The organism is Rahnella inusitata, from assembly GCF_003263515.1.
In the GTDB taxonomy this organism is placed as follows: Bacteria; Pseudomonadota; Gammaproteobacteria; order Enterobacterales; family Enterobacteriaceae; genus Rahnella; species Rahnella inusitata.
Map to the genome: position 1 here is coordinate 86,185 of NZ_JYDE01000019.1, position 23,850 is coordinate 110,034.

Below are 23,850 nucleotides of genomic sequence, written 5' to 3' on the forward strand. Positions count from 1 at the left end.
CTTCCATAAGTCGGTTAACAGCAATATCAGCATCATGCGAAACTCATGCTTTTAGTATAGCCCCAAAATGGTTAAAGAAATCAAGCATACAGATCCCATTTCCTTATCTGATAAAGCATAGATAGAAATAATATGAGCCAGCGTCCCCATTTCCAGATTCGTTTCCTACACTCAATGAATGCAGGGTTCTCCTGCTTTGGCAATTTTCTGTGATGTGAAAAGGGGCGGACCGCGTTGTGTCCGGGGGTGTGAAATCGCGGAAAGGCAGGGCGAAACGTCGGGTGTGTGGCCGATTGCGGGCCGCATCGCGCGGGGTGAGTTCTCCTTGAGGGGGAATCATGATCAGTCCCGTTGCGCTATTTTGGGCTTTATGTTTTGTGTGTGTGGTGAATATGCTGCGCTATTACTCTTCTCTGCGCGCATTGCTGGTGGTGCTTCGGGGATGCGATCCCTTGCTGTATCAGTACGTGGATGGCGGTGGATTCTTTACGTCTCACGGCCAACCGAGCAAGCAGATAAGGCTGGTGCGATATATTTATGCTCAGCGTTACGTTGAACATCACGACCCTGAGTTTATCCGTCGTTGTGAGAGAGTTCGTGGTCAGTTTGTTCTGACGACCGCGCTGGTGGGGCTTATCCTCATCAGTATGCTGGCGATGCTCATCTGGTATTAACCCTGAATAATCGTTGTGAGGATGTGTGAAAAAGGAAACAAAAAGGCGACCTGTGATTGCTCACAAGGTCGCCTTTTTCTTACCTGAACCGCAGCTCAGACGTTTATCAGATAAGCTTCAGCGCAATCCAGTACAGCAGGCCGGAAAGTACAATCGAGACCGGCAGGGTTAAAATCCATGCCATCGCGATGTTCTTCACGGTTTTAGACTGCACGCCGCCGCCGTCCACAATCATGGTGCCCGCAACCGCAGAGGACAGCACGTGCGTGGTGGAGACTGGCATACCGGTGTAACTTGCCACGCCGATAGACACCGCCGCCGTCAGCTGCGCAGACAGGCCCTGTGCGTAGGTCATGCCTTTCTTACCGATCTTCTCACCAATGGTGGTCGCAACGCGCTTCCAGCCAATCATGGTACCCAGCGCCAGCGCCAGTGCTACCGCGATGATGATCCAGATCGGAGCATATTCGACGGTCTGAAGAATGTCGGTTTTCAATTCGCCGAGGAAGCGTTTGTCCGCAGGCGAAGTTTCCGGCAGCTTCGCCACTTTATCGGCCGTATCAGACACACACATCAGCAGGCGACGCATATGGCTGCGTTCATCCGGTGCCAGGGCGCTGTAAGACGGCAGATTGGTCAGCAGCGTTTGCGCGCGGCCGATAGCGTCGAGTGCGTGGCTGCTGTCGCAGTGGAACACTTTCGTAGCGTCGGTCGGTGCGATATTCACGTCTGGCGCAGGCACCAGAGGCGTTTGCGCGACCACGTGCGGTACTGCATCAACATGCTGCTGATAGTACTGTCCGAGGTGCGTCACGGCGTCGCGGGTACGAGTGATATCGTAACCCGTGGCGCTCATGTTGAGCACAAAACCTGCCGGAGCCACACCAATCAGGACCAGCATGATCAGGCCGATACCTTTCTGACCATCGTTTGCGCCGTGAGAGAAACTCACGCCAATAGCCGACAGGATCAGGCCGATACGGGTCCAAAAGGGTGGCTTCTTCTTGCCGTCTTTCTTTTCACGTTCAGCAGGCGTCAGGTGGATACGAGCATGTTTCTTATTGCCACTCCAGTAGCGACGCAGCAGGAAAATCATGGTTCCTGCGACAATCATCCCCACCAGAGGCGAGATAATCAGAGAGGCAAAAATACCGATCATTTTAGGAATGTTTAATGCATCGACCACGGAGGTGTGAGTCATCAATGCATTGGTCAACCCTACGCCAATGATGGCGCCGATCAGCGTGTGGGAGCTGGACGCCGGCAGACCAAAATACCAGGTGCCGAGGTTCCAGATGATCGCTGCCAGTAACATCGAGAACACCATGGCAAGGCCATGCGTGGAACCAACGTTGAGCAGAAGATCGGTTGGAAGCAAATGAACGATGGCATAAGCCACACTCAAACCACCGAGTATGACGCCAAGGAAGTTAAATACCCCTGCCATCACGACCGCTAATTGCGAACGCATTGCCCGGGTATAGATGACGGTTGCTACTGCATTGGCCGTATCATGAAAACCGTTGATGGCTTCATAGAACAGAACAAACAGTAACGCGAGAATCAATAACGAACCGGTATGAAAATCCAACCCGGCAAATAGATGCAGCATAATTGTTACGCCAGTTAGTGGTCATGAACGCCGCGCATTATCTGCGAGAACAGGGTGTCTATAAAAGGAAAATATGACATTTTTTTGATTAAAAACGGGTCAAAAAAAGCCGAAGCGGAGATTAAATCAATAATAATCAGTGATTTATTTACCCTTTCTTAATTGAAACATTTGCTTACTTAGCGCCATAAAACCCTGCTGCGACTGGTGTAACCCCTGTCAGTCACTTACAATCCGCGGCGCATGGCGGGCAAAATCGGCCCAGAAGCAGAGCGTATCCTATTTAAAACGTAGCTGAATTTTACGAAAAGAGAGGCCAAAAGTGGAACAGGTTGATGTGGTAGTCATTGGTGCGGGTGCGGCAGGCATGTTCTGTGCAGCGCAGGCCGGACAGGGTGGCTGCCGGGTTCTGCTGCTGGATAATGGCAAGAAAACCGGACGCAAAATTTTGATGTCCGGGGGCGGACGCTGCAATTTTACTAATCTATATGCCGAACCTGCTGCCTATCTTTCGGAAAACCCGCATTTCTGTAAATCCGCACTGGCGCGTTACACCCAGTGGGATTTTATCGACATGGTCAACCGCTACGGCATCGCCTGGCATGAGAAAACGCTCGGCCAGTTATTCTGCGACGACTCCGCCCAACAGATAGTCGCTATGCTCGATAAAGAGTGCGAGCTGGGGAATGTGGATGTACGTCTGCGTAGCGAGATTTCCGACGTTCAGAAAACTGAAGACGGCTTTATTATCAAAGTGAATGGCTCAACTGTAAGTACTCACTCACTTGTGGTGGCGAGCGGCGGGCTTTCCATGCCGGGTCTGGGCGCAACGCCATTCGGTTATCGTCTGGCCGAGCAGTTTGGCCTGAAAGTTTTACCGACCCGCGCCGGTCTGGTGCCGTTTACCCTGCATAAACCGCTGCTCGACCATTTGCAGACATTGTCCGGCGTGTCGGTGCCTTCGGTGCTGACCGCGCAGGATGGCACCGTTTTTCGCGAAAGCATTTTGTTTACCCATCGCGGCATGTCCGGCCCGGCGGTTTTACAGCTATCCAGCTACTGGCAACCGGGTGAGTTTGTGAGCATTAACTTACTTCCAGACACTGACCTGGCGGCGTTTCTCAACGCTCAGCGACAGGAACATCCGAATCAAAGCCTGAAAAACACGCTGGCGATGCAACTGCCGAAGCGTCTGGTCGAATGCCTGCAAACCCTCGGTCAGCTACCGGACGTCACGCTGAAACAGCTGAACGTGCCGCAACAGGCCGAACTGGTTGAGCAACTGCAGAACTGGCAGGTGCAGCCGAACGGCACCGAGGGTTACCGCACGGCGGAAGTGACTCTCGGTGGTGTCGATACCAAAGAGCTTTCCTCGAAAACGATGGCGGCGGCCAAAGTCCCCGGTCTGTATTTCATCGGCGAAGTGGTAGACGTCACCGGCTGGCTGGGGGGTTATAACTTCCAGTGGGCATGGAGTTCAGCGTGGGCGTGTGCGCAGGATTTGGTGTCTACGCGAAAATCATAAATATTCAATATTCTTAGCACATCACTCCATCAGCCCAGAGGCAGTGATGTGCTCCCGCATAACTTTTATCCATCTCAATGCCACGTATTTTCCTCACCGTCATTTCCCCTATCAACCGTCAAAAAGTCTGTAAAAGTGGACAATGGTCGACTTTTCATCTTAAAGTCCTGCGGTTGGCACTAGAGATAACCCCCAATTGTTATCAAATAATAATGGCTGAATGATGATGAGCGGCCCACCAGACAGCCGCCGCGCAGTTCAGTGTTCGCAAACACTCCGTCAGACTTTTTGGAGAATTTATGCATTCCTCTGGTAGTAAAAATGAAGGCCGGACCTTCTTAGGCCATCCTTATCCGCTGCGCTCGCTGTTCTTCACAGAGATGTGGGAGCGCTTCTCGTTTTACGGGATCCGTCCTTTACTGATCCTGTTCATGGCGGCGACGGTCTACGAAGGCGGCATGGGGCTCGCGCGTGAAAACGCCTCGGCTATCGTCGGTATCTTCGCGGGTTGTATGTACCTCGCCGCGCTGCCGGGTGGCTGGCTGGCGGATAACTGGCTCGGGCAGCAAAGAGCGGTCTGGTACGGTTCGATCCTTATTGCTCTCGGCCACTTGTCGATTGCGCTCTCTGCTTTTATGGGCGACAGCCTGTTCTTTATCGGCCTGATGTTTATCGTCCTCGGCTCTGGCCTGTTCAAAACCTGTATCTCAGTCATGGTGGGCACGCTGTATAAAAAAGGCGATGCGCGTCGTGACGGCGGTTTCTCGCTGTTTTATATGGGCATCAACATGGGGTCATTTATCGCGCCGCTGATCTCCGGCTGGCTGATAAAAACCCATGGCTGGCACTGGGGTTTTGGTATCGGTGGTATCGGGATGCTGATCGCACTGGTGATTTTCCGCCTGTTTGCCGTGCCGTCGATGAAACGCTATGACAGCGAAGTCGGTTTAGATTCCACCTGGAATAACCCGGTGGCGAAGAAAAAGGGCGTTGGCGCATGGTTACTGGCGCTGGCGGTGGGTGTGGCGATCGTCGTTGCGCTGATTGCTCAGGGCGTGATTGTGATCAATCCGGTCGCGGTCGCCAGTGTGCTGGTCTACGTGATTGCCGCCTCGGTGGCCCTCTACTTTATTTACCTGTTTGTGTTTGCCGGCCTGAACCGCAAAGAACGCGCCCGGTTACTGGTTTGCTTTATTTTGCTGGTTTCTGCTGCCTTCTTCTGGTCCGCGTTCGAGCAAAAGCCGACCTCATTCAACCTGTTTGCCAATGACTACACCAACCGCATGATCGGTGATTTTGAAATCCCGGCCGTATGGTTCCAGTCAATCAATGCGCTGTTTATCATCATTCTTGCGCCGGTATTTAGCTGGGCATGGCCGATGATGGCGCGCAACAATGTGCGTCCAAGCAGCATCACCAAGTTCATCATCGGTATTTTATGTGCGGCTGCGGGATTTGGCATCATGATGATGGCGGCACAAAATGTGCTGACCAACGGCGGCGCAGGCGTATCACCCATGTGGCTGGTAGGCAGTATTCTGATGCTGACCCTGGGCGAACTTTGCCTCAGTCCGATTGGTCTGGCGACCATGACGCTGCTGGCACCGGAAAGAATGCGCGGGCAGATGATGGGGCTGTGGTTCTGCGCCAGTGCGCTGGGTAATCTGGCGGCGGGTCTGATTGGCGGTCACGTGAAAGCCGATCAACTGGATATGCTGCCGAATCTCTTCGCGCGCTGTTCCATTGCGTTGCTGATCTGCGCAGCGGTGCTGTTTGTGCTGATCATTCCGGTTCGACGTATGCTGCAAAATGCTCAGGCGAGTTCTGAGCAGAAACCTGCGACCTCTGCCTGATTGGGCATAGCATTTTTGCATAGCGTGAAATGAAGGAGGCCGATCTGACGATCGGCCTTTTTTTACGACGAAGCCCGCTACCATGAATTTCCAAAATAAAATGAGTTTCTATTTTTCGGTTTATTTAAAAAACTCAGGTTGTTGTTAATAACACTCAAAAGACTGTCATCCATGACATCGCGTTTATCTAATCTGTGACCTCACACTCTGCTCTGACGAAAGGCCAGGCGCTCGCTGGAAGGTTTTATCAGCGGGTTCCACGAGATTTCAGAGCCTGCCTGAGTGTTTACGGTTTCCTGATGTTGGTTTTTCGCGTCACATTCCGATTGTAAAAATCAACGAAATCACTCAGTGTGCGGCCTGCAGTGCGCCATCCGGCGTGCGTCCCCCACTTTCGCAAGGTCGTCTGATGTACACCCGTCATTGTTCCGGTACTACTTCGCTTGATAAATCAATGCAATGAAAAGAGTATCGGGAAGACTGGCCGGTTTAAGTACCCTGCTGCCTTTGCTGCTGACCTCATGCGGCACGCTGTCTGAGATGCAGGTGGAGGAAAGTCCCCAGGCGGTGAAGCAGCTTGCCTGCACGAAAAATATCGACGGGATGGTCGATGGCATCGTTTCCCAGTACATCAAAAAGGAAAAGGCCAGCGGACTGGCGATAGGCATCATCCGCAATGACGGTACTTCCCGGACGTGGGGCTACGGTTATACCGATGCGGTCAAGGCTCACAAAATCGACGGAGAAACGTTGTTCGCGCTGGGTTCAATCAGTAAAGGCGTGACCGGTGAAGTCGTGGCGGGGCTGGTGGATAAAGGGCTGCTGAAATGGGACGATAAACTGTCTGATTTGTTGCCGAAAAACACCCCGCTGAGTGACGATGCGAAGAACATTACCTTGTTGCAACTGGCGACCCACACCTCGGGTTTACCGCGCCAAAACATGAACAAAGACATGTTGCAGAGCTTCCTTAAGTATCTCTACACCGGTGATAACTTCTATAACGAACTGGACAGCGATGCGGTATTGAACGATCTCTCCTCGTTTAAACGTCCGCAAACGCCGGAGCCTCAATATTCTAATCTGGGTTATGCGCTGCTCGGATACATACTGAAGTTAAAGACCGGCGAAGATATCCAGCAGCTGTCTTATGACTTTATTTTCAGATCGCTGAAAATGGGCAGTACCAGTTTTCACGGCCCGACATTGAAAGCGTATCCGTATCGCGCAATAGGCCATGCGGGCGATCAGCCGAAATTTATCCGCCGTGGCAAAGTAGTACCCGACTGGTATTTCACGAATAATATGGTCGCTGCGGCGAACTTATACAGTAACGTTGACGACTTGCTGAAATACCTCCGTGCGCATATTACAGATTCAGAACCAAGCGAGCTTAATTCGGCGATAAGAGTGTCTGAAAAGATTTATTTCGAGCGTAATATCGAAGCAGCCAATATCGCGTGGGTTACTGACCATAAAGATAATCAGGTGATCACTTATCAGGTTGGTTATATTGGCGGGTACTCAAGTTATATTGGTTTCGATAAAAAGCATAAGAATGCGGTCGTTGTCTTACAGAACTCTTTCAACTGGAGCAATTATATCGGCCATGACCTGTTGCTGAAAATGGCAATGGCGGACGACTATCGGGGAACCTGCCCATAAAGTCAGTCTGATGGCTGCGAAATATCCGAGCACGGTTTTCTGAAAAACTTACTCCATAAAAAAGGGCTCAACACGTGAGCCCTTTAAATTGATATTTCAAGTATATCTAACGTCTTTACATCAGAAGCTGACTTTCACCCCAAGCGTGGCGCTGGTGTCACGATAGCTTTCGCTGCCCATCTGCTGGCCGATATTGCCCCACAGATTGACCCGCTGGGTCAGTTGCCCGTCAACACCGGCGCGGACTTCGGCGATATTCTTGCTGCCGCGCTGTCCGATGCTGGCGCCGTTGAGTGTCGCTCCCGCGTTCTGGCTGTTGTTGATCCAGTTCGCTTCGAGATACGGCTGGAACACCGGCTGCTGTTTTTCGCTGTGCGTTTTCATCGAAGCGCGAACCCCGACGCGGGACTGTACATCGCCGTTGCCCTGCGTACTGACGCGGGTGCCGTTGTTCTCGGTCAGTGAATCCGCCTGGATGTTGCTCCAGATAACCTGCGCGTTAGGCTCAATGAAGTAGCTGTTTTTCTTGCTGTCTTCACCGAGTTTCCAGCTGTAACCGCCTTCCAGTGATGCACTCACGCCCTGTGATTTATAGCTTTCCTGCGGCAAACCGTCGCCTTTCACGCTGTTGTTAAACCAGCTGTATTGCGCCCAACTGTCCACGTAGGCGCCGGTCTGTGCTTCGGCGTTCTGATACCAGGTGCCGTACACGCCGAGGCTGTAGCCGTTGACCTGACCTTTCGAGCGGTAGCCGGTCACGTTGGAGTCGGTGGTGCTCTGTGCATTACCGTATCCGGCCAGCGCGCCGATATGCAGGCTGTCGGTACCGTCGAATGACCATTTGCCCAGATCACCGCCGAGTTGCAACACGTAGCGGTTGGTCTGCGTATCCAGCTGACCGCTGCTGTCTTTGCTGGTGTTGTGGCCGCCAACGTTACGCATCCACAGGCTGGTGGTTTTCTTCTCACCGGTGATCGCATCGGTATACAGCGTTTCGCCGCCACGGTCGTGCAGACGCAGGTTAAACATATTGCTCGCCGCCGACATGTTTGCCAGATAGCTGCCCGCTTCCGGACGGGTGATCATTTTCGTCGGCACAACAGGGCGTACCACAGGATCCACAGGTTTGGCCGGATTTACAGGATCCAAAGGAACTGTCGGATCCACAGGATCAATGGGACTCACCGGATCGACGGGCGCCACGTCGCTTATGAGATACCAGTTTTTCGCCTGTTCGCCGAGGCCGCGCATCAGGTGATAATCATACGCACCGGCCACGATACGGCCCTTCTGGATGAATTCGCCGTCGGAATTGCCGCCCACCGAAATCACTTCGATACCCTGTATGGTCTCTGCGCCGCTGCCACCGGCTTTGTTCATGACCACGTTGGTGTCACCGGCGGTGTTGCCGGTGACCTTAAGGGAATCATGCGCCGAGTTGTCGCCCGCCAGCACGCTGTTCATGACTAAGGTGCCGCCGCTGCTGGTGTAATCACCCTCGACGATGACGGTTTCGAAACTGTCATCAAAGTGGCTGAACATCACGGTGCTGTCGTTGAGGTTCAGCGCGCCGATGTTGGAATCACCGGTAACCGTCCACTGGCTGGCGTTGTTCAGGTTCAGCGTATGCAGGCCAGTGGATACGCCTTTCCATGCGGATGCATCGAGGGAAAGCGCGGTTTTGCTGTTCACATCGCGGTCGATGCTTACGTCTCCGCTCAGTATCGAACCGTTGGTGGCGTTAATGTTGATATAACCGACGGTGTCACCAGCGTCATTTGCCTGGCCGCCGACCAGCAGATTTTTGGCGCTCAGCGTTGAGCCATCTGCGGTCAGGTTGAACGAAGAGCCTGCGAGTACCGTCACTGCCGTGTTATCACTGGAAATCAGCGTGTTTTTTAAGGCGATTTGCTGCTCTCCGGTGCTCGCCAGTATGCCGGTGGCATTGCTGCCGTTCACCACGACGCGGGAATCTTCAAAGCTTGATGTTGTAAGACCTGTGCCATTACGGTTCCAGATCCCCGCTTCAGGCAGAGTGGTCAGTTCGCCGTTAGCGTTGTTCATTACAATATCGACGTTTTTGGCGTTCAGCTGAGAGTTAAAACGGGTCTCGACACCCCAACCGCCGACGTCGCTTTTGATGCTCACGTTATTGAGCGTGGCGGATTCACCGTCGCTCACCACGCCATAAGACGCGGGTGTATTAAGGGTGATCTGGCTATTGGTCAGGTTCATTATGCCCGTACCATAACTCCAGACTGCCGGGCCGTGGTATCCACCGGTTTTATTGATAATCAGGTTATTACCATCAAACTGGCTATCAGATACCCACACCGCGTTGCCGTTAGTTGTGATGTTGATGGAGTCGGCTTTCAGCGTACTGCCCGTTGTCGCCACCAGAGCGGCTGCACCACCGACATCTAACTGCCCGGTATTGTTAATGGTGATGTCCAAATTACTGACGTCAACGCTGGCACCCCCCGCAGCCTGAACACCGTAGGCTCCGCCGCCCGATGTCGTAATCGTACCGCCGTCAACCACCACCTGTGCGTCTGTCCCCGACGCCAGAATACCGCGTGCGCTGACGCCTGTAGTGGTGATCGCGACGTTATTCGCTGTCGTGGTACCGCTTTGGGCGAGGATCCCACTGGCACCGTAGCCAGCGGTGCTGATGGTCGCATTGCTGACATGGAGTGCGCCGTTGCCGGTCATCGCGCTCTGAATGCCATAACTGTTGGTGCCCTGCGTGTCGATGCTCAGGGTATCGATATTCAGCTGGGTATCTGCGCCCTGCATGAATATACCGCGGGCATTATTCCCCGTTGTGGTGATGGCGATGTTATTACCCGTCATGCTTCCCGCCTGAGCTAATATGCCCACGCCGGTGTCACCTGCAGTATTGATCGTGGCATTTTTGACATTGGCATCGGCGGCGGCACCGGTGTAACGAATGCCGTAGCCGCTAGCGCCGCTGGTGATTATCTCTAACCCATCGATATCCAGTGTCGAATCGGCCACCAAAATGCCGGTTGCGGTGCTGCTAATCTTCACGTCGGTGCCATTAAATACGCTGTTACCGAGCAGATTAATCCCATAAGTGCCCGCACCGACAGCCAGCATACGCAGGTTGTTGGCGTTGACGGTGGCGGCAGTGGCATAAAGCACGTGGGTATTCGTACCGAACGTGCCGAGTTGCACGTTATCCAGATTCAGCGTTGAGCCGCTCTGCACCAGTGCAGCATAAGCTGCGCTTCCGGTGGTGGACGCCTGATTATTGGTAAAGGTCAGGTCAGCATTGTTTGCGGCCCAGAGAGCATATTGCGAGTTGGCCGTCGTGGCGACCTGATAATCATCGTAAGTGGCCGAGGCATTGTTTACGGCCACCTGGCCGTTCGGTGCAGCTGTCGCCGTAAAGGACGTCAGCAGCACGGCGGTGGTAATCATGCCAACCTTAGTGCCGGAGCTGGATTTGGTTTTCCCGGTCGCCAGTTCAGAGGTGACCATAAAACAGCGCAGGGCGCTGTTCCAGATAACGCGATAGATTTTGTTCATGAGTGGGGTGTCTCTTCATCCGCTGAGTTTGTTGCCAGCGACTATATGCGATGAAGAAACCATCAACAGTCAGGCGCGTCCTTCATGGTTGTAGGACGCGTCCGAAGAGTGAAAAGTGCAGAAGTGAGAAGAGGATAAGTTACTGATGTACCGCGATATAACGTTCAAACTTTGCCGGTTTTAAGCGGCTGAGATCGACCAGCACTAACCCGTCGATACAGTGATTGAATTCCGGGTCGCTGCCGAAATCAATAAACTGCACGCCGCCGGTTTCGCAAAGTTCGGAATACTGCTTATACAACGCCGGAATGCTGCTCCCGAGATTGGCCAGCAGACGTTTCAGACGCTGTAAATCTTCCTGATAATCGTCACCACAAAACTGCGCTAACACGTCCGGCAGTGAAGCCGGATAGGGACGGCGGGAGGTGGCCAGCGGAAGAGCAGGGGCGAAATACAAGCGATAGAAGGCCACTAGCAAATCACGCGCGGGCAGCGGCATTCCGCCGGAAATCGACACCGGGCCAAACAGATAGCGGGTCTGCGGATACTTCGCCAGATAGGCACCGATGCCCAGCCACAGATAATCCAGCCCGCGTTTTCCCCAATACGCAGGCTGAATAAAGCTGCGCCCGAGCTCAATTCCCTGCGCCAGAATCGGATCCATCTGATGCCCGTACTGGAACAGGCTCTGGCTGTAAATACCGTTCAGGCCTTTGCTGGCGACCTGATCGGCAGTTGGAATAAACCGGTACGCGCCGACAATTTCCAGCGCCTGCGGATCCCACAATACCAAATGGAAATAATCGTCGTCGTACCCGTCGAGATCGCGACGACGGCCACTGCCTTCCCCGACGGCGCGAAAGGCAATTTCTCGCAGCCGCCCGAGTTCGCGTAGGATCGGCACGGTGTCTTCGCCGTGGCGGCGGTAGAGATAAATCATCTTACCGTCCGGCGTTTTGCCCAGCACTTCGCTGGCTTCCAGAGCATGTTTTAGCACCGCGCGGTCTTCGGCGCGGGCAATCGATGATTCAGTATGGAACAGACCCGGTTTGCCAGCGCCGAGACGATAAACGTGTTTACGAAAACGTGCAGCCAGATCGCCCACCAGCATTTGTCCGTCGTGCCAGCTGGAAAAAGGGATGCGCGCGCCGATTTTCAGCGTCAGGCTGTTGCCGCGCTGGCCGAACATCTCATGCACCAGCAGCAGCGTGCTGAGCGGGCGGTAAACCATTGAACTGAAATAAAATAACGCGCTGTTGCTGCCGCTGATATGCACCGGCACCACTGGCGCACGGGCTTTGGCAGCGAGGCGGATAAAACCGGTGTGCCATTTACCGTCGCGCACCCCTTTCGAGCTCAGGCGCGAGACTTCACCCGCCGGAAAGACAATCAGCACGCCCTGATTCTCCAGATGTTCCTGCATCTGCGTCACCTGATGACGCCGCGTGCGGTTGCCCATGTTATCCACCGGGATCATCAGGCTGCCGAGCGACGAAACCAGCGACAGCAGCTGATTGGCGACCACTTTCACGTCCGGGCGCACCGAGGCTACAGCATGCAGCAGCGCCAGGCCGTCGAGGGTACCAATCGGATGGTTCGCCACGACCACTACCGGGCCGTAGCTTGGGATCTGCTCGCGGTCGCGTTCGGTCAGTTCACAGCGAATGTTAAACTGCTCAAGCACCTGCTCGACCATATCGATCCCTTTCAGGTGCTGATATTGGTCGGCAAAGCGGTGAAATTCTTTCTCGCGGAACAGGGTTTTTAACAGACGGCGTTGCCAGGAAGGGGTTTTGTGCTGCGGGTCGAGATCCTGAAACAGGGTATCCATGCTGAACATAGGATGTCCTCCGGTTGAAGTAATCCGACCATAAGCAGCGCGTGTGACAGCGATGTGTCACTTTTGTGGCAGTAAGAGGAAGGCTGAATAAAACGGCGGTTCAATCTGTTGCGAAAATAGCCAAATACCCATAAAGTCAACGCTCCTGCGCGGTTTCTTATAACGGCTAAACCTTCTTTCGTGAGACGCTGATTTCCATGCCTGGTCCCGCTTCGCCCGAGATTTCTCCTGCCCCTTCCTCAAAGACCACACTGCGTATTCTTTCGATTCTGGTGTTTAATTTTGCCAACTATCTGACCATCGGTTTACCGCTGGCGATTTTGCCGGGTTACGTGCATGACCATCTTGGTTACAGCGCGTTCTGGGCAGGGCTGGTGATCAGTTTGCAATACTTCGCGACGCTGCTGAGTCGCCCGCACGCCGGGCGTTATGCCGATAAAGTCGGGCCAAAAAAAGTCGTCATGTTCGGGCTGAGCGGGTGCCTGCTCAGCGGCGTGTTTTACCTGCTGGCGCTGTGGTTTGATGCATCACCGGCAGCCAGTCTGGCGCTGCTGTGCGTCGGGCGTTTGCTGCTGGGCGCAGGGCAAAGTTTTGCCGGAACCGGCTCAACACTGTGGGGCATTGGTGTGGTCGGCTCCCTGCATATCGGCAAAGTGATTTCGTGGAGCGGGGTGGTGACTTACGGTGCGATGGCTATCGGTGCGCCGCTTGGCGTGTGGATTTTCAGCCTCGGCGGCCTGACGCTGCTTTCGGTGTGCATCATTGCGGTAGCGCTGACTGCGCTGCTGGCAGCATGGCGTAAAACGCCGGTCGCGGGGAAAGCCACGTCGCAGATCCCGTTTCGTCAGGTGCTCGGCAAAGTGTTGCCTTACGGGCTTGCGCTTGGCCTCGCGTCTACCGGTTTCGGCGTGATCGCCACCTTCATTACGCTGTTTTATGACGCCAAAGGCTGGTCGGGCGCGGCGTTTTCCCTGACCTTTTTCAGTGCGGCCTTTGTCGGTATGCGGCTGCTGTTCCCCAACTGTATCAACCGCTTCGGCGGACTGCGTGTCTCTCTGCTGTGCTTTGGTGTAGAAATCATCGGGCTGATTCTGGTGTTTTTCGCCCCGACGTCTGCGGTGGCAATGGGCGGCGCGTTTCTCACCGGTGCGGGCTTCTCACTGGTGTTTCCTGCGCTGGGCGTGGTGGCTGTCAAAAAATTGCCGCAGGAAAATCAGGGCAGTGCGCTGGCGACCTATTCGGCATTCCTGGATTTATCGCTGGGCGTGACCGGGCCTCTGGCGGGCATTCTGATGGCGCAGGCGGGGATTGATGCGATTTACCTGGGCTCGGCGTTGCTGGTCTTTATCGCCATGGCGCTGGTTCTGCGGTTGCTGTTAAGCCAGTCCCCGCAGAAAGCCAGCGCCTGTGTCAAAACCGATTAATACGAACGGATACGGCCCATATGCAGCGTGTCGACGTAATCGCCGTCACGCAGCGCATAGCACGGGCTGAGCCCTTCAACGCTGAAACCAAACTTCTTATACAGCGCGATCGCCCCCTCGTTATCGGCATACACCGTCAGCTCGACGCGTTTTATATGCAGCCATTTGTCGCACAGGTCCAGCGCGGCCGCGACAAGTTTGCTGCCCACGCCTCTTCCCTGAAAACCGGTATCTACGCCGATGCCAAACGTGGCTACGTGGCGGCGTCGCCAGGGCTCTTCGACCATCAGCGTCAGATTGCCCACCAGTTTGCCGTCGATACAGGCCACCAGCGCGAAGCGGTTCGGTGACGGATTAGCCAGACGGCCTTCCCATAGGGCGGCAGGCGGATACGGAAGCTGGAGAGTGTCGCTGTACACGGGAACCTGAGCGTAGAGGTGTTGAAGCGCTTCTGCGTCCGTGGTTTCTGCGTGGCGGATAACGATTTCGCTCATAGCGACACTCCTTTTATTGTGGTTACTGTTTGAATATCCTCTAGATTTATCAGGAATTGAAAAAGTGTCAATCCTGCGTGTGATTAAAAATAATGCTTTACAAGTGCGAATGATAATGATTATTATTGCCATGCGTTCCGGGGATGGCCTCACACCAAGGTCAAACGGGTCCCCATGAATGCACGACATTGCTCACATTGCTTCCAGTATTATTTAGCCAGCCGGGTGCTGGCTTTTTTTTTGCCCTTTTCCCCTCATATCTCGTGCCGGTAGTGCGTTGGCTGCACGCGTTTACCCCGTTCACAGAGTAATCTATGCGCCCGAGGGCTCTCTCGCTTGCCGCCTTCTCCCAACACGAACTATTTTGGGAAAAACCTCTCCTGTTAACGCTTAAATCTCCAACAATTCCTTTGAATTTAGCCATCTGCATTTGTTCATATTTTTTGAACAGAGGAGTGAGATTTTTACGCTTTCTTATTCCCGGCCGTTGACTAGACTAGAGAAAACATTGAGGAGAGTTGAACATGATCTACTTACGCAAAGCACAAGAACGCGGTCACGCAAGTCACGGCTGGCTGGAAAGCTGGCACACATTTTCTTTCGCCGATTACTATGATGCGAACTTCATGGGCTTCTCCGCACTGCGGGTTATCAATGAAGACTTCATCGACGAAGGACAAGGGTTTGGTAAACACCCGCACAAAGACATGGAAATCCTGACCTACGTGCTCGAAGGCACCGTGGAACATCAGGACAGCATGGGCAACAAAGAGCAAATTCAGGCGGGTGAATTCCAGATAATGAGTGCTGGTACCGGCGTGACTCACTCCGAGTACAACGGTAATAAAGACCGTAAATTGCATCTGTATCAGATCTGGATCATTCCTGACAAAAAAGGTCTGGAACCGCGTTACGAACAGCGTATGTTCGACGCGCCACAAGGCCGTCAGCTGGTGCTTTCGCCGGATGCCCGCGAAGGTTCGCTGAAAGTGTTCCAGGATATGGAACTGTCACGCTGGGCGCTGAAAAAAGACGAACAGTCTGTGTATCAGATTCAGGCAGAACGTCGCGTTTGGATCCAGGTGGTGAAAGGCACCGTGTCGATTAACGGCCAGAAAGCCGGACCAAGCGATGCGCTGGCGATTTGGGATGAAACGGCGCTGTCCGTGCATGCCGATGAAGACAGTGAAATCCTGCTGTTCGATCTGCCACCGGTCTGAAAATAGTGTCCAATCAAAAGGCGACTCCGGTCGCCTTTTTTACGTCTGCTCTCTGACGCTGGCCGTCCGGCATAGTCCTTTATCCCAGGACGTGCTGATAATTTATTCAACTTCGTGATGCTTTTCACAGCCTGATGCGAACCAGTCCCGATTTTATGAGCACGCTCTCATTCCGCTCTTTCACCCATGGAAACCGGTTTCCAAAGAGACTCAAATACCCTCAGCAAGAGAAAACGGGCAGAACATCCATCATCTGGGAGAAAAGCAAAATGAAAAGAATCATGCTTTGTTGTTCGGCGGGTATGTCGACCAGTTTGTTAGTTCGCAAAATGAAAGAGGTCGCGGCTGAACGCGGTGAGGAAGTGCAGATCGAAGCATTCGGTGCCAGCGAGTTTGACGAGAAATTCCGTGATTATCAGGTGGTGCTGCTCGGGCCGCAGGTACGTTACATGCAGGCCGACTTATCCGCCAGAGCGGCTGAATTCAATATTCCGGTCGAAACCATCAACATGATGGATTACGGCATGCAGCGCGGTGATAACGTGCTGGACTTCGCTTACGGGCTGATTGCACAGGAAGGAAGCCGCGTATGAGTGGTCTCTATCAGGCGATGGTCAACGTCATCGAAAAGCACATCACGCCGCTGGCCGGAAGCGTCGGCCAGCAACGGCACGTGATTGCTATCCGCGACGGCTTTATCGCCGCGCTGCCGTTTATGATCATCGGCTCGTTCATGCTGGTGTTCATCTTCCCGCCTTTTTCGCCCGATACCACCAACAGCTTCGCGCGCGGCTGGTTAGATCTGTCGCTGAAATACCGCGAACAGCTGATGCTGCCGTGGTATCTGAGCATGGGCGTGATGACGTTTTTCATCTCGGTCGGCATCGGTGCGAGTCTCGGTAAGCATTATAAACTCGACCCGATCATGACCGGTTTGCTGGCGTTTATGGCCTTCCTGCTGGTCGCTGCGCCGTATCATGACAAACAAATCTCCACCCAGTATTTCTCCGGCGAAGGCATTTTCACTGCCATCCTGACCGCCATTTATGCCGCCGAAGTGTATGCGCTGCTCAAACGCCGCAACATCACTATTCGCCTGCCGAAAGAAGTCCCGACCGGCGTGGCGCGCTCCTTTGAAATTCTGATCCCGGTTATCGTGATTGTCGCTACGCTGCATCCGCTGAACCTGTTTATTCAGTCCACCACCGGCATGATCATTCCTGAAGCCATCATGCATCTGCTGGCGCCGCTGGTATCCGCGTCGGATTCCCTGCCTGCGATTTTGATCTCGGTATTTATCTGTCAGGTTCTGTGGTTCGCCGGGATCCACGGCGCGCTGATTGTCACCGGCATCATGAACCCGTTCTGGATGACCAATCTGGCGCTCAACCAGACCGCGTTACAGGCTGGCGCACCGCTGCCGCACATTTATTTGCAAGGTTTCTGGGATCATTATCTGCTGATTGGTGGCGTCGGCTCGACCCTGCCGCTGGCGATTTTACTGCTGTGCAGCAAGGCCGTGCATCTGCGCACCATTGGCAAAATGGGCGTGGTGCCGAGCTTCTTTAACATCAACGAACCGATTCTGTTCGGTACGCCGATTATCATGAATCCGGTGTTTTTCCTGCCCTTCACACTGGTACCGATGCTCAACGCCGTCTTCGCCTATACCGCCACCAAACTTGGCTTGGTCGCGCAGGTGGTGTCGCTCACGCCCTGGACGACGCCTGCGCCAATTGGTGCGTCATGGGCCGCAAATTGGGCGTTCAGCCCGGTAATTATGTGTCTTTTCTGTATGGTGTTATCGGCAGTAATGTATTACCCGTTCCTGAAAGCCTACGAACGTACGTTGCTGAAACAGGAAGCGGAAAAGGCTACTACACAAACGGCGGGTAACGCCGTGCCAGCAAACAGCTAAAAGCTAACGGACAGCGAGGATGACGATGAAATATCAATTTCCAAAAGAATTCTGGTGGGGCAGTGCCAGCTCTGCGCCGCAAACTGAAGGGGAAACCCTCAGCCACGGCAAAAGCGCCACGGTCTGGGATCACTGGTATTCGCAGCAACCGACGCGTTTTCATGGCGATGTCGGGCCGCAGGACACATCGACGTTTTATAAAAACTGGCGCGAGGATATCGCGCTGCTGAAGCAGCTGAACCACAACACATTCCGCACCTCGATTTCGTGGGCGCGCCTGATCCCCAACGGGCGCGGTGAGGTGAACCCAGAAGCGGTCACCTTCTACAATCAGGTGATCGATGAAATGCTGGCGCAGGGCGTGCAGCCGTTCATCAACCTGTTCCATTTCGACATGCCGATGGCGATGCAGGAAATCGGTGGCTGGGAAAACCGCGAGGTGGTCCATGCCTATGAGAAATATGCCGATACCTGCTTCGAACTGTTCGGCGACCGCGTGAAACACTGGTTTACCTTCAACGAGCCGGTTGTGCCGGTGGAAGGCGGCTACCTGTATGATTTCCATTATCCGAATGTGGTGGATTTCAAACGTGCAGCGACCGTGGCTTATCACACGATGCTGGCACATGCGCTGGCGGTGAAAGCTTATCGGGTCCGTCAGCAGGGCGGCGAAATCGGTATTATCCTTAACCTGACGCCGTCTTATCCGCGCTCACAGAACCCGGCGGATCTCAAAGCCGCGAACATTGCCGATCTGATGTTTAACCGCAGCTTCCTCGATCCGGCGCTGCGCGGTGAATATCCGCAAGAACTGGTAGAGTTGCTGAAAAAGCACGATCAGCTTCCGGCCTGTCAGGATGGCGATAAAGCGTTGCTGCAACAGGGCGTGGTGGATTTGCTCGGCATCAACTATTACCAGCCACGCCGCATTCAGTGCCGCGACAGTATGGTGAATCCGGAAAGCCCGTTCATGCCGGAATGGTTCTTTGACAACTACGTCATGCCGGGGCGTAAGATGAACCCGCACCGTGGCTGGGAAATCTACGAGCAGGGCATCTACGATATTCTGACCAACCTGCGTGAAAACTACGGTAATCCGCGCTGTTTTATTTCTGAAAACGGCATGGGCGTGGAACATGAGCTGCGTTTTGAGAAGGACGGGCGGATCGATGATGATTACCGCATTGAGTTCGTCAGCGGGCATCTCAAATGGCTGCATCGCGCGTTGCAGGAAGGCAGTGGCTGTCTCGGATATCATATGTGGACGTTTATCGATTGCTGGTCATGGATGAATGCGTACAAAAACCGCTATGGCTTTGTGCAGCTGGATCTCGACACGCAAAAACGCACGGTGAAAAAAAGCGGCGAATGGTTCGCGAAGGTCGCCGCCGAACACGGCTTCGACTAACAGATAACGCGGTTAAACAAGGAACGACATGGCAAACATTAACGACGTTTCGCGGCTGGCTAACGTGTCGAAAGCGACGGTTTCCCGTGTCCTGAGTGGCAGCCGCGGAGTAAAAGAGGAGAGCCGCCTGGCGGTGATGCAGGCGGTGGAAGCGCTGCAATACAAACCGAGCATGATCGCGCAGTCGTTGTCGACGCAGTCTACCGGCTGCATCGGCGTGATTTGCGCGGCGGAAAACATCAATCAGAGCACCGGCTACCTGCATGCGCTGGAAAAAGAACTGCGACTCAATCAGAAGTATTTACTGCTCAGATTCGCCACCGACGCCGCCAGCCTCTCGCATTCCGTGGATGAGATCGGGCGTGGTTTGTGTGACGCGATGATTGTGATCGGCGCGCGCTTTGCCCTTCCGGCGCTGCCTGACAACGTCATCACTATTGACTGCCTGGATGCGGACTCCGGGCGCAGCATTCATTTTGACCGCAGCTTCGCCACCGAAACCGCCTGTCAGTACGTGCTACAGCAGGGGCGCAGGCAGATCGCGCTGATCAATTTTGAAAACAGCGATGCGGCGGGGCAAATCCTTCAGGGTTATCATCTGGCGCTGGAGAAGTTTTTACTGCCTTACGACCGGCGGCTGGTGCACAGTGGCGATCAGGCACTGACGCAACTGCTGGCGCAAAATGTGCCGTTTAACGCGCTGCTGGTGCCGGACGATGCCACCGCGCAGGACGCACTGCGTCAGCTCGCGCAGCTTGGGCGTAACGTGCCGCAGGCGGTGATGGTCTTCAGTCTCGACAGCACGCTGCCGCCGGGCGCGTCTGCAATCCCGGCGATCGCCTGGCCGCTGGAAACGCTGGCGCAACGGGCGATGGCGTTACTGGCCGGACAGTTCTCAGCGAACACCGGCGAACCGGTTCGCGGCCAGCTCAGTTTACCGGCCTGATCCACCTCGCATGTCGCGCAGCAACGGATACCCGCCTGCGCGAATGTTTGCTAACATAACCTTCTGATCCCTCACTCTTTCACCGGCCGCATCTCATTGACTGTCATGAAGAAAAAAAGACCCGTACTCCAGGATGTTGCCGATAAAGTGGGCGTCACCAAAATGACGGTCAGCCGTTATTTGCGCAATCCCGAACAGGTTTCCGGCGCGTTGCAGGAAAAGATTTCGGCGGCGCTCGATGAGCTGGGATACATCCCTAACCGCGCCCCGGATATTCTCTCCAACGCCAAAAGCCGCGCCATCGGCGTCTTGTTGCCCTCGCTGACCAACCAGGTGTTCGCCGAAGTGCTGCGCGGCATTGAAAGCGTCACTGATATTCATGGCTACCAGACCATGCTGGCGCACTACGGCTACAGTCAGGAACGCGAAGAACAGCGGCTGACGTCGCTGCTTTCCTACAATATCGACGGGCTGATTTTATCCGAACGCCATCACACCGCGCGTACGCTGAAAATGATCGAAGTTGCCGGTATTCCGGTGGTGGAGATGATGGACTGCGTCTCGCCGTGCGTCGATCTCGCGGTCGGGTTCAATAACTTTGAAGCCGCACGGCAGATGACCCAGCAGATCATCGCGCGCGGGCATCGTCACGTGGTCTATTTCGGCGCACGTCAGGATGAACGTACGATCATCAAACAGCAGGGCTACGAGCAGGCGATGCGCGAATCCGGTCTTGAGCCGTACAGCGTGATGACCAGCCGTTCCTCAAGCTACAGCGCGGGCGCGGAATTATTGCGTCAGGCGCAAAAAGACTGGCCGCAAATCGACAGTATTTTCTGCACCAACGACGACCTTGCGGCAGGCGCATTCTTTGAGTGCCAGCGTCAGGGGCTGCGTATTCCGTCACAAATGGCAATCGCCGGTTTCCACGGCCACAACATGGGACAGGCGATGGAGCCGCCGCTCGCCAGCGTCCTGACGCCGCGAGAAAGAATGGGGCAGATTTCCGCCGAACGCCTGCTGGCCAGACTGCGCGGCGAAAACGTCGTCCCGCGCATGGTGGATGTCGGGTTTACGATTTCGGCGGGCGGCAGTATTTGAGTTTAAAAGCAGATAAAAAAAATCCCCGACACAATGGCCGGGGATTGTAGATTCGCACACGGGCAAACTACGATGCCAGTGACAAATGTCTTTTCTGCTGTTTATGCGTTTGCAGCCACTCGGCGACGCGCTGTTGCTGCGCTTTATCGAGCCACATGCCGAGTTTAGTACGGCGCCAGATCGCATCATCGAGTTCGCTTACCCACTCTTTTTCCACCAGATACCGCAGCTCCGCCTCGTAGAATCCGTGACCGAAATCTTCGCCCAGCGATTCAATGCTGGTGGCATCTGACAGGAACAGCTCCGTCTGGCTGCCGTAGGTGCGGGCATAACGGCGTGCCAGCGATTCCGGCAACCATTTGAAACGGCTGCGCAGATTGGCGCTGTAAGTATCGCGATCGCCATTCAGTTTCCCGCCAGGCAGGACGGCTGTTTTGGTCCACGCCGGACCGGCTTTCGGATAATATTTACCGAGTTTTTCCAGCGCATGTTCCGCCAGTTTACGGTAGGTCGTCAGTTTGCCGCCGAACACGGAAAGCAGCGGTGCTTTACCGTCCAGATCGTGAACGTCGAGCGTGTAATCGCGGGTGACCGCCTGCGGTGAATCAGACTCGTCATCGCACAGCGGACGTACGCCGGAGTATGTCCAGACGATGTCTTCGGTGGTCAGCTGTTTCTTAAAGTGATCGTTATACACTTTCAGCAGATAGCCGATCTCTTTATCGTCGATCTTCACGTCTTTCGGGTCGCCGTGATATTCCACGTCGGTGGTGCCGATAATTGAGAACTCATCCAGCCATGGGATCACAAACACAATACGGTGGTCTTCGTTTTGCAGAATGTACGCCTGCGGCTGATTGTGCGCGCGTGGCACCACAATGTGACTGCCTTTGATCAGACGAATGCCGTACGGCGATTTCAGCTTCAGGCCGTCGTCGAAGAAATGTTTTACCCATGGCCCGGTGGCGTTCACCAGACCTTTGGCACGCCAGGTGAAGGTTTTGCCGGTGTCGATATCTTCGGCTTCCACCATCCACAAACCGTCTTCACGCCATGCACGGGTTACGCGGGTGCGGGTACGAACTTCGCCGCCGCGTTCTTCCACTTCCTGCGCGTTAACGACAACTAACCGCGCATCGTCAACCCAGCAGTCTGAGTATTCAAAGCCTTTGGTCAGCTCAGGTTTGAGCACCGACTCGCTGCCGAATTTCAGGCCTTTACTGGCCGGCAGGCTGGTGCGTTTACCCAGATGGTCATACAGGAACAGGCCGGCGCGGATCATCCAGGCCGGGCGCAGGTGCGGCTGATGCGGTAAACGGAAACGCATCGGGAAGGCAATGTGCGGTGCCATTTTCAGCAGTACTTCACGTTCAGCCAGCGCTTCGCTGACCAGACGGAATTCGTAATGTTCCAGGTAGCGCAGGCCACCGTGAATCAATTTAGAACTGGCCGAAGAGGTCGCGCAGGCCAAGTCTTGCGCTTCAAGCAGCAGTACAGACAGCCCGCGGCCAGCTGCATCTGTTGCGATGCCGGTACCGTTAATACCGCCACCAATTACGATCAAGTCTTTGGTTTCCACGTCATCTTCCTCCAGATGTTCGCAATAGCTCTTTTATGTTCGTTTTCGCTCACGATTGTAATCGAGAATCGACAAACAAGCCAAGCGTTAACCAAATAAAAACAATTATGCGTGATGAAGGTAACATTTTTGTGTCGGTTTCGCGCAAAATGAGGAGAAGGGAAAGAAACCGAACGCGGTCGTGCGTGGAATTTTTCGAAATTGTTCGTTTAGGGCAGGGGATGGGGAAGAAGAAAAAGCAGGAGCGCCAGCGCGACGCTCCACAGGGGCAGGTAAATCAGCAGAGTTCGAGCTGGACGTCGTACTTGTCAATGATTTGCTTCACGCTGTCCGGCGGCTGTTTGTCGGTAAACAGATAGTGGATCAAATCCATTTTACCCAGGTTCACCATCGCGTTACGCCCGAACTTGGAGTGGTCAGTCACCAGCATCACGCAGCGTGAGTTTTCGATAATCGCGCGCTTGGTTCGTGCTTCGTGATAATCGAATTCGAGCAGTGAGCCGTCCATATCAATGCCGCTGATGCCGAGAATGCCGTAATCGAGGCGGAACTGAGAGATGAAGTCGAGCGTCGCTTCGCCCATGATGCCGCCGTCGCGGGCGCGCACTTCGCCTCCGGCGAGGAACAGACGGCAGTCATCTTTCGCGCTGTAGAGCGTCGCCACGTTGAGGTTGTTGGTGACGATGCGCAGATCTTTATGATTGAGCAGTGCGTGCGCCACGGCTTCCGGCGTAGTGCCGATATCGATAAACAGCGTCGAACCGTCGGGGATCTGGCTGGCGACGCGTTCGGCGATGCGCGCTTTCGCTTCCGACCACATCACTTTACGGTCGTTATACGCGGCGTTCACCGAACTCGACGGCAGTGCCGCGCCGCCGTGATGACGATGGATTTTGTTCTGTTCAGCCAGATCGTTCAGATCACGGCGAATAGTTTGCGGGCTGACGGCGAAGTGCTCGACCAGCTCTTCGGTGCTGACATATCCCTGCTGGCGGACTAAATCGATAATCGCATCATGGCGTTGTGTTTGTTTCACCCG

Annotated in this window: 17 protein-coding genes; 11 read left to right on the forward strand and 6 right to left on the reverse strand. The window is 54.4% G+C overall.

Annotated elements, in window-relative coordinates; all coding sequences use genetic code 11:
- Positions 1 to 338: 338 nt before the first annotated feature.
- Positions 339 to 674: a universal stress protein UspB gene (uspB, locus tag TU92_RS12240; RefSeq protein WP_112167500.1), complete on the forward strand. Its 336-nt coding sequence runs from the start codon at positions 339 to 341 to the stop codon at positions 672 to 674.
- Between the two features lie 106 nt (positions 675 to 780).
- Here the strand turns inward: uspB and pitA are convergent, their stop codons facing one another.
- Entirely contained in the window at positions 781 to 2,286 is a 1,506-nt protein-coding gene (gene pitA, locus TU92_RS12245) for an inorganic phosphate transporter PitA (RefSeq protein ID WP_112167501.1), read from the reverse strand.
- A 322-nt stretch (positions 2,287 to 2,608) separates the two neighbouring features.
- On the opposite strand from pitA, the gene TU92_RS12250 reads away from it, so the two are divergent.
- The 3 genes from TU92_RS12250 (at position 2,609) to TU92_RS12260 (ending at position 7,329) form a co-directional block, all read left to right on the forward strand.
- Complete coding sequence (locus tag TU92_RS12250; RefSeq protein WP_112167502.1) at positions 2,609 to 3,811, forward strand: BaiN/RdsA family NAD(P)/FAD-dependent oxidoreductase; 1,203 nt, start codon at positions 2,609 to 2,611, stop codon at positions 3,809 to 3,811.
- Positions 3,812 to 4,110: 299 nt separating this feature from the next.
- Positions 4,111 to 5,664 carry a peptide MFS transporter gene (locus TU92_RS12255; RefSeq protein WP_112167503.1) on the forward strand — a complete coding sequence of 518 codons (1,554 nt, stop codon included), beginning with the start codon at positions 4,111 to 4,113 and terminating at the stop codon, positions 5,662 to 5,664.
- Between the two features lie 459 nt (positions 5,665 to 6,123).
- Positions 6,124 to 7,329 (forward strand): serine hydrolase domain-containing protein, encoded by a 1,206-nt coding sequence (locus tag TU92_RS12260; RefSeq protein WP_112167504.1) that lies wholly within the window; start codon positions 6,124 to 6,126, stop codon positions 7,327 to 7,329.
- Between the two features lie 120 nt (positions 7,330 to 7,449).
- Here TU92_RS12260 and TU92_RS12265 read toward each other — a convergent pair whose 3' ends face one another.
- Together TU92_RS12265 and olsF are read right to left on the reverse strand one after the other, a co-directional pair.
- Positions 7,450 to 10,881, reverse strand: a complete 3,432-nt coding sequence (locus TU92_RS12265) for an autotransporter outer membrane beta-barrel domain-containing protein (protein WP_112167505.1) — start codon at positions 10,879 to 10,881, stop codon at positions 7,450 to 7,452.
- Between the two features lie 139 nt (positions 10,882 to 11,020).
- The gene (olsF, locus tag TU92_RS12270; RefSeq protein ID WP_112167506.1) at positions 11,021 to 12,721 is read right to left on the reverse strand and encodes a bifunctional ornithine lipid synthase OlsF; all 1,701 of its coding nucleotides are present in this window, start codon (positions 12,719 to 12,721) and stop codon (positions 11,021 to 11,023) included.
- A gap of 197 nt (positions 12,722 to 12,918) precedes the next feature.
- Between olsF and TU92_RS12275 the strand changes: the two genes are divergently transcribed.
- Complete coding sequence (locus TU92_RS12275; RefSeq protein ID WP_112167507.1) at positions 12,919 to 14,145, forward strand: MFS transporter; 1,227 nt, start codon at positions 12,919 to 12,921, stop codon at positions 14,143 to 14,145.
- Here TU92_RS12275 and TU92_RS12280 read toward each other — a convergent pair.
- Positions 14,142 to 14,639, reverse strand: coding sequence for a GNAT family N-acetyltransferase (locus tag TU92_RS12280; protein ID WP_112167508.1), 498 nt, complete (start codon positions 14,637 to 14,639; stop codon positions 14,142 to 14,144). The two genes, TU92_RS12275 and TU92_RS12280, sit on opposite strands and share 4 nt — an antisense overlap.
- A gap of 524 nt (positions 14,640 to 15,163) precedes the next feature.
- On the opposite strand from TU92_RS12280, the gene TU92_RS12285 reads away from it, so the two are divergent.
- The 6 genes from TU92_RS12285 (at position 15,164) to gntR (ending at position 21,232) form a co-directional block, all read left to right on the forward strand.
- Positions 15,164 to 15,859: a pirin family protein gene (locus TU92_RS12285; RefSeq protein ID WP_112167509.1), complete on the forward strand. Its 696-nt coding sequence runs from the start codon at positions 15,164 to 15,166 to the stop codon at positions 15,857 to 15,859.
- Positions 15,860 to 16,128: 269 nt separating this feature from the next.
- Positions 16,129 to 16,452, forward strand: a complete 324-nt coding sequence (locus TU92_RS12290) for a PTS sugar transporter subunit IIB (RefSeq protein ID WP_112167510.1) — start codon at positions 16,129 to 16,131, stop codon at positions 16,450 to 16,452.
- The gene (locus tag TU92_RS12295) at positions 16,449 to 17,777 is read left to right on the forward strand and encodes a PTS sugar transporter subunit IIC (protein WP_112167511.1); all 1,329 of its coding nucleotides are present in this window, start codon (positions 16,449 to 16,451) and stop codon (positions 17,775 to 17,777) included. Before TU92_RS12290 ends, TU92_RS12295 begins: the two co-directional genes overlap by 4 nt.
- 25 nt (positions 17,778 to 17,802) lie before the next feature.
- Positions 17,803 to 19,185, forward strand: coding sequence for a glycoside hydrolase family 1 protein (locus TU92_RS12300; protein WP_112167616.1), 1,383 nt, complete (start codon positions 17,803 to 17,805; stop codon positions 19,183 to 19,185).
- A gap of 28 nt (positions 19,186 to 19,213) precedes the next feature.
- Positions 19,214 to 20,131, forward strand: a complete 918-nt coding sequence (locus tag TU92_RS12305) for a LacI family DNA-binding transcriptional regulator (RefSeq protein ID WP_112167512.1) — start codon at positions 19,214 to 19,216, stop codon at positions 20,129 to 20,131.
- Positions 20,132 to 20,236: 105 nt separating this feature from the next.
- Positions 20,237 to 21,232, forward strand: coding sequence for a gluconate operon transcriptional repressor GntR (gntR, locus tag TU92_RS12310; RefSeq protein WP_112167513.1), 996 nt, complete (start codon positions 20,237 to 20,239; stop codon positions 21,230 to 21,232).
- A 67-nt stretch (positions 21,233 to 21,299) separates the two neighbouring features.
- Here gntR and glpD read toward each other — a convergent pair whose 3' ends face one another.
- Positions 21,300 to 22,811, reverse strand: coding sequence for a glycerol-3-phosphate dehydrogenase (gene glpD / locus TU92_RS12315; protein ID WP_112167514.1), 1,512 nt, complete (start codon positions 22,809 to 22,811; stop codon positions 21,300 to 21,302).
- A 277-nt stretch (positions 22,812 to 23,088) separates the two neighbouring features.
- Positions 23,089 to 23,847, reverse strand: a complete 759-nt coding sequence (locus tag TU92_RS12320) for a DeoR/GlpR family transcriptional regulator (RefSeq protein ID WP_112167515.1) — start codon at positions 23,845 to 23,847, stop codon at positions 23,089 to 23,091.
- Positions 23,848 to 23,850 lie beyond the last annotated feature (3 nt).

Coding starts and splice junctions, on each gene's coding strand:
- gntR (WP_112167513.1), top strand. CDS start 20,237: ATGAAGAAAAAAAGACCCGTACTCCAGGATGTTGCCGATAAAGTGGGC.
- TU92_RS12285 (WP_112167509.1), top strand. CDS start 15,164: ATGATCTACTTACGCAAAGCACAAGAACGCGGTCACGCAAGTCACGGC.
- TU92_RS12260 (WP_112167504.1), top strand. CDS start 6,124: ATGAAAAGAGTATCGGGAAGACTGGCCGGTTTAAGTACCCTGCTGCCT.
- TU92_RS12305 (WP_112167512.1), top strand. CDS start 19,214: ATGGCAAACATTAACGACGTTTCGCGGCTGGCTAACGTGTCGAAAGCG.
- TU92_RS12300 (WP_112167616.1), top strand. CDS start 17,803: ATGAAATATCAATTTCCAAAAGAATTCTGGTGGGGCAGTGCCAGCTCT.
- TU92_RS12265 (WP_112167505.1), bottom strand. CDS start 10,881: ATGAACAAAATCTATCGCGTTATCTGGAACAGCGCCCTGCGCTGTTTT.
- TU92_RS12280 (WP_112167508.1), bottom strand. CDS start 14,639: ATGAGCGAAATCGTTATCCGCCACGCAGAAACCACGGACGCAGAAGCG.
- TU92_RS12275 (WP_112167507.1), top strand. CDS start 12,919: ATGCCTGGTCCCGCTTCGCCCGAGATTTCTCCTGCCCCTTCCTCAAAG.
- TU92_RS12295 (WP_112167511.1), top strand. CDS start 16,449: ATGAGTGGTCTCTATCAGGCGATGGTCAACGTCATCGAAAAGCACATC.
- TU92_RS12290 (WP_112167510.1), top strand. CDS start 16,129: ATGAAAAGAATCATGCTTTGTTGTTCGGCGGGTATGTCGACCAGTTTG.
- uspB (WP_112167500.1), top strand. CDS start 339: ATGATCAGTCCCGTTGCGCTATTTTGGGCTTTATGTTTTGTGTGTGTG.
- olsF (WP_112167506.1), bottom strand. CDS start 12,721: ATGTTCAGCATGGATACCCTGTTTCAGGATCTCGACCCGCAGCACAAA.
- pitA (WP_112167501.1), bottom strand. CDS start 2,286: ATGCTGCATCTATTTGCCGGGTTGGATTTTCATACCGGTTCGTTATTG.
- TU92_RS12255 (WP_112167503.1), top strand. CDS start 4,111: ATGCATTCCTCTGGTAGTAAAAATGAAGGCCGGACCTTCTTAGGCCAT.